4 protein-coding genes are annotated in these 6,044 nt (G+C 69.6%); 3 read left to right on the top strand and 1 reads right to left on the bottom strand.

Annotation, left to right across the window (positions count from 1 at the left end):
• Positions 1 to 561: 561 nt before the first annotated feature.
• Positions 562 to 699 (bottom strand): hypothetical protein, encoded by a 138-nt coding sequence (locus tag ACZ4YL_RS31670; RefSeq protein ID WP_468121239.1) that lies wholly within the window; start codon positions 697 to 699, stop codon positions 562 to 564.
• Positions 700 to 1,163: 464 nt separating this feature from the next.
• Between ACZ4YL_RS31670 and ACZ4YL_RS31665 the strand changes: the two genes are divergently transcribed.
• The 3 genes from ACZ4YL_RS31665 (at position 1,164) to ACZ4YL_RS31655 (ending at position 6,035) form a co-directional block, all read left to right on the top strand.
• Entirely contained in the window at positions 1,164 to 2,726 is a 1,563-nt protein-coding gene (locus tag ACZ4YL_RS31665) for an ice-binding family protein (RefSeq protein WP_468121238.1), read from the top strand.
• Between the two features lie 1,245 nt (positions 2,727 to 3,971).
• Complete coding sequence (locus ACZ4YL_RS31660) at positions 3,972 to 4,490, top strand: hemerythrin domain-containing protein (protein WP_468121237.1); 519 nt, start codon at positions 3,972 to 3,974, stop codon at positions 4,488 to 4,490.
• Positions 4,491 to 4,811: 321 nt separating this feature from the next.
• Entirely contained in the window at positions 4,812 to 6,035 is a 1,224-nt protein-coding gene (locus ACZ4YL_RS31655) for a serine hydrolase domain-containing protein (protein ID WP_468121236.1), read from the top strand.
• Positions 6,036 to 6,044 lie beyond the last annotated feature (9 nt).

Below are 6,044 nucleotides of genomic sequence, written 5' to 3'. Positions count from 1 at the left end.
TCCGTGTTCTCGAGCGTCGCCTTCTCAAGGTCGAAGCTTTGAGGTTCCGGCCCGATGTCCTTGATGGTCATACTTCTCTCCCGGTCAACGAAGGCAGTACGCGGTACACGGTCGCGGTCTTGCGCCGGCCCACGTCAACGTTCTCAGAACCCTGGGCTGTTCCGGCCACAAGCACGCGAGCCGCCAGCGCACAAATGGCCGCGACCCGTTGCCGCATTCCGCTGTGCATCCGGTCGTGCAGTCGACCGGGTTCATGCAGTCGATGACAGTTTTTCCGGCCAGGCGCCGACGCGACACCTCCATGATCGAGTACCCCGTACGCGCACTCCAGCACAGCCCGCCGGAGATCGGTTACGGACAATGGCGGAATCCTCGGACCAGGACGACTCCTGCCGACCCAACGCCAAACCTCAGACTCAGGTCACTGGTGGGGCTCGGTTGGATTCCGCTGCAGTCGACGCGCTCGGGGCGGGCCGCGCCGAGCGTGCTGACCGCACGTCGCTCACTGCACGGACGGTTGCCGCGATACGGCAGGGGCAGAGTCCTCGGTCAGGAATCACCTCAGGTCAAGCCAACCTGACCAAGCCCTACCAGGTGCAGCACCGGGTACGCCGGCGGTCCATGCAGCAGGGTGCGCCGGTAGAGCCGGATCTCGCCGACGGTGCGGGCTTCCACCGCCGAACGCGACAGCTTCCACACCGACCGAGCCACCCTCCTCCTCAGCTGGGGTCGTTGGCAGCGTCCGAAGACCGCCCCAGAGAGGGACGTACGGGCGCGACGAGTAGGCCACGCCCGCCGGAAAGACACGACAGATTCGCACAGACGTGCGTCTAATTCCTGAGGTCACATCACTCACATAGGCCATTTTTTCTGATTTACGGCCTATTGCTGTGAAATATGCGTGACTACTTCCGCGTGACGGCGTATCACTACCTCGGGCAGGGAGTCGCTCTCGCCCCCCGCTCAGGTGGAGCCTTCGCGCGGGCGCCGGCAGGGGGCTCGCGACCCTGAGCCGCCATCGTCGCGGGCGCTCGGGATCCTCCTGCGGGAGGACTGAGAGCCGAAGCAACAAGAAAGGTCCTGCTATGGCATTGGATGTCATCCGGTCGGTTCCACCCGATAAAAGACCTCAACGCAATACGCTCAAACGGGTAACCTTCGCCATGCTCCCCGCAGCGCTGCTGGCGGCGTCCGTCACCCTGCCTGCGAGCCTCGCGCACGCCGCCGAAGCCCCCGTGGGGCTGGGTACCGCCACCAACTACGCGGTTCTGGCCGGTTCGACGGTCACCAACACGAACACCCCCACCGTCATCAACGGCGACCTGGGGCTCGCTCCGGGCACATCGGTGACCAACTTTCCGCCCGGCATCGTCAACGGAGTGCAGCGCATTGCCCCCAACCCCGCTGCTTTCCAGGCGAAGACCGACCTCGTCACCGCCTACAACGACGCGGCAGGCCGAGGCCCCGGGACCGTGCTCGCTTCGGCCGAGATCGGCGGACTCACACTGGCGCCCGGCGTCTACACGGCCCCGACGACCGTGGGAATCACCGGGACGGTCACTCTCGACGGCCAGAACGACCCCGCCTCCGTCTTCATCTTCCGGATCCCCTCGACCCTGATCACGGCTCCGGCGAGTGTCGTGGCCTTCATCAACGGAGCAAACGCCTGCAACGTGTTCTGGCAGGTGGGCAGCTCCGCCACCATCGACACGACCTCCCAGTTCAAGGGCAACATCCTGGCCCTGGAATCCATCACGGTGAACACCGGCGCCGTGATCGAAGGCCGCGCCCTGGCACGCAATGGCGCCGTCACGCTGGACAACAACACCATCACGAGGGCGGCCTGCGCCGTCGGCCCGCCCGGACCTCCCGGACCGACCGGGCCTCCCGGACCGACGGGTGAGCCCGGCCCGACCGGCGCCCCCGGCCCGACGGGTGAGCCCGGCCCCACCGGCTCCCCCGGCCCCACTGGCGCCCCCGGTGCTCCTGGCCCGACCGGCAGCCCCGGCGCCCCCGGCCCGACCGGCGCTCCTGGCCCCACCGGCTCCCCCGGCCCCACTGGCGCCCCCGGTGCTCCTGGCCCGAGCGGCAGCCCCGGCGCCCCCGGCCCGACCGGCGCTCCTGGCCCGAGCGGCGCCCCCGGCCCGAGCGGCAGCCCCGGCGCCCCCGGCCCGACCGGCGCCCCCGGTGCTCCCGGCCCGACGGGCGCCGCAGGACCTGCCGGACCCGCAGGACCCGCAGGACCCGCCGGACCTGCCGGACCCGCCGGACCCGCAGGGCCCAAGGGGCCTCGCGGCGACAAGGGTGAAAAGGGCGACTCGGGCGATCACGACCACGGACACGGCGGCGACGACGACGACCACGGTCACGACGACGAGGGCGAGCACGGTCGCGACGACGACCACGGCAAGCCCGGCCACGGCCACGACGGCCACGACGGCCACGGCAAGCCCCCGTGGGCCGACCTCCTGCCGGGCGGCCTCGACGATGCTCTGGGCCAGTTCGCTCCCGGCCACACGGCCAAGAGCGTCAACTTCGCCCACGTGAGCGCCGCCACCGGCCAGCAGCCGAAGCAGGCGTCGCCGGACCTCGCCACGACCGGCTCTAGCAGCGAGGCCGGCATCGGCATCACGGCCGCCACCGCAGCCGCGCTGGCATTCGTCGGAGGCTCGGCCTTCCTCGCCATGAAGCGGACCCGGCGAGGTACAGCAACCCGACAGGACTAGCCCATCGCAGGCGTGACCGTCTCCCGTCCCGTCACCGACAGCGACGTACGCATCGACGGAAGTGGTTGAAGCTCGATCAAGCACAGAGGGACCCGCCTGGTCCGCCGTTCGGCGGCTGAGCCCCTGGACGCGCCGTCCAGGGGCTCAGTGGGGCTTGCGAGTGATCAGCCCCGAGAACGCGGTCACACCCTCGGCAGGGACAGCGTGCGGGCGTCTGGCCGGAACTCCGTGCCTGCGTACACCCATACATGTCGCTGTAGCGCCGCACGTCGGATCGTTTCTCCAGATAGAGGTCGCCGGTGAACCTCTCCAGACGCGCCACAGAACCGATTCGTCCAGGACAGCCCACAGGCGGAGCGGGTTGCCCGGGGGCGCAGCCGGTCCTGGCGGCGGAGGCCCCGCTTCGGCCTTGCCCTTGTCACCATCGTCGTCACGGTCCTGTCAGTCGAGGCGCGCCAGACCACGCCGGCCTGCAGGCCCGTATCACCGTGGAAAGTCCCTTATCCCGGGGATGCGCCCCAGGCGTAGCATGATGTTTGGGTCAATGCACTCTCACGTGCGGCGGCCCGGAAGGGCGGCCCCGGCGTGTGAATGTGCCGGGGCCGTTGTGTCGGCACGGTCCCACCGCAGGGAGCGACACATGATCCATCAGCCGGTATCCGCGAGTGGCGCGACAGCGACGTTCTCGATGTGAAGGGCGTCAGGATCGGCGGACCCGTGCCGCGTGCATGCCCTTCGGAACGGTGAACAGCAGTCGACACCGGTACGGGAAGACCTTCGCGGCGTACCCTTCGGCAACCAGTTTTCGCAGGTCAGAGACCACACGAGCGTCCTGCGCGCCATAGGGATGACCGGCTGACCAGCGGTTCGAGGCACGCACACGCACCTCGGTGACCAGCCTGGCCGTCACCGCAGTCAGCCACGCGAGGCCGAGTCCGGCTCCCGTGGTGAAGGCGAGAACGGAGAGCCTGACTCACGTGCAGCCGGTGTCCCGTACGTCCGCGATGCCCCGCGCCCGCGCGTGCTCACGCTCCCCGACATAACCCTGCGGTTATCGAGCCATTCCAGATCCGGCGTTGATCACGTCCGCCGCCCGAGGGAGCCTTGAGGCCACCGGAGAACGACGCGTCGAACGACGCCTGGTCACAGGAGATTTCACCATGCGGGCACGTATGAACAACCCGGCTTTCGTGCTACCGGCCGGCATCAAGGGCAAAGGCAGCACCTGCAAGGCGACCAACGAGCATGCACGCGCACGTGGAGATCCTGCGGAAGGCCGGGGGTGACCGGCGGGACACGGGCGCGGGAAAGGAACGCGGACACGATGGACGGCCGGCGCGACATGATCGCGATGTACGCGATGCACGACGCGCTTCGGCGCGACCTCCAGCACGTCACCCGCATCACCTCGCGCGCCGATCGCGACCGGGCGAGGCCCTGCGTACCGCCGCGGGCTGGGACCTCCTCAAGACGGCTCTGCGCGTCCACCCCGGCGCCGAGGACGACGCCCTGTGGCCGGCCCCGCGCGACAACCTCACCGGGAGGCCCGACGACCTCGCCCCCTCGGAGGCGATGGAGGCCGAGCACGCGGCCCTCGATCCGCCGGTCGAAGCGCTCGACATGGCCCTGGCTGACCTGGGAACGACGCCGTACTTGGTCGGCGACCTCGCGGACTCCCTCGTCACCGGCCTGACCGGGCACCTCGCCCACGAAGAGGAGGCCGCGCTTCCGCTCGGCCAAGAGGCCGTCACGCCGGAGCGGTGAGCCCACTCCGGCACGGTCCACGCCCAGCGGATCGGCCCCGACGCGCCCCGGCTCCTGCCCTGGCTCCCGGACGGCGCCGGCGAAACGACGATCACGAAGATGCTGGCCCCCCTGCCCGGGCCGGCACGCCATGCCTACGAGCACCAGCGGCGGCCGGCCTGCACGGCGCTCGACCCGTGGGCCGGAGCCCCCGCGGCCTGACCCGGCCCTGGGGAACATCGGTACGGCCCAGGCGGCGGCGTTGCCGAGGGAGTCCCCTGCCATGAGTGCCGCGCAGGGACGGGTCTTGAAGATCAAACACCGTATGCAAGGAGATTCATCATGGGACAGAGCAACCGCGGCTTCTCCGAAGCAGGGCTGCGCCGAATGCGCGACGTGCTGGCACGGCACGTCGAGTCCGGGAAGATTCCCGGACTCGTCGCCCTGGTCGGCCGGGGCGAGGAGACGCACGTCGAAGCGCTCGGGACGATGCGGCACGATGGTGGCGAGCCGATGCGCCGGGACACGATCTTCCGGATGGCCTCGACATCCAAGCCGGTCGCAATGGCAGCGGCGATGGTCCTGCTCGACGAGTGCAGGCTGCGCCTGGACGACCTGGTGGAGCAGTGGCTGCCCGAACTCGCCGACCGGCAGGTGCTGAAGCGGATCGACGGCCCGCTGGACGACACCGCGCCGGCGCGGCGGCCGATCACCGTACGGGACCTGCTGACCTCCACGTTCGGGCTCGGCATGGATCTGACGTCGCTGGGCACTCCGATCATGGATGCGGTCTTCGAGCTGGAGCTCACAGGCCATGGCACGACGCCCGAGCCGGACGAGTGGATGCGCCGCCTCGGCACGCTCCCGCTGATGCACCAGCCCGGACAGCACTGGCAGTACCACATCAGCCACGACGTACTCGGCGTGCTTGTCGCCAGGGTCTCGGGCCAGCCGTTCGAGACGTTTCTGCGCGAACGCGTCCTCGATCCACTGGGGATGCAGGACACCGGTTTCCACGTCCCCGCCGACAAGATCGACCGGCTGCCGCCCAGCTACGCCCCCGACCCGCAGACCGGCGAGTTCACCGTGTGGGACGAGGCGGCAGGCGGACGGGTCAGCGAGCCTCCGGTGTTCCAGTCCGGCGGCGGTGGGCTGGTCTCCACCGTCGACGACTACCACGCCTATTTCCGGATGCTGCTGAATCACGGGATGCACGGGACCGAGCGGATCCTGTCCCGGGCCGCCGTCGAGCTGATGACCACCAACTGCCTCACGCCCGAACAGCAAGCCACCCGACACGCCCTGGCCACCAACAACGTCCATGTGTCGTTCGGCCAAGGGCAGCAGGGCGGCTGGGGTTTCGGGATGGCGGTGCGCACCTACCGCGGCGACTACGCGCCCATCGGCCAGTTCGGCTGGGACGGCGGAACCGGCACCACGGCCTACGCCGACCCGGACAACCAGCTCACCGGAATCCTGTTCACCCAGGTCGGGCTGTCAGTCCCGCATCCGGCGCAGCTCATCCACGACTTCTGGACCACGCTCTACCAGGCGATCGACGACTGACACCGAGCC

The organism is Streptomyces sp. NPDC030021, assembly GCF_055574035.1.
This window is presented reverse-complemented; position numbering and strand designations above follow the sequence as displayed.

What these genes read in the sequence shown, in the direction of transcription:
- ACZ4YL_RS31665 (WP_468121238.1), top strand. Translation starts at nt 1,164, where the DNA reads ATGCTCCCCGCAGCGCTGCTGGCGGCGTCCGTCACCCTGCCTGCGAGC.
- ACZ4YL_RS31660 (WP_468121237.1), top strand. Translation starts at nt 3,972, where the DNA reads ATGCACGCGCACGTGGAGATCCTGCGGAAGGCCGGGGGTGACCGGCGG.
- ACZ4YL_RS31655 (WP_468121236.1), top strand. Translation starts at nt 4,812, where the DNA reads ATGGGACAGAGCAACCGCGGCTTCTCCGAAGCAGGGCTGCGCCGAATG.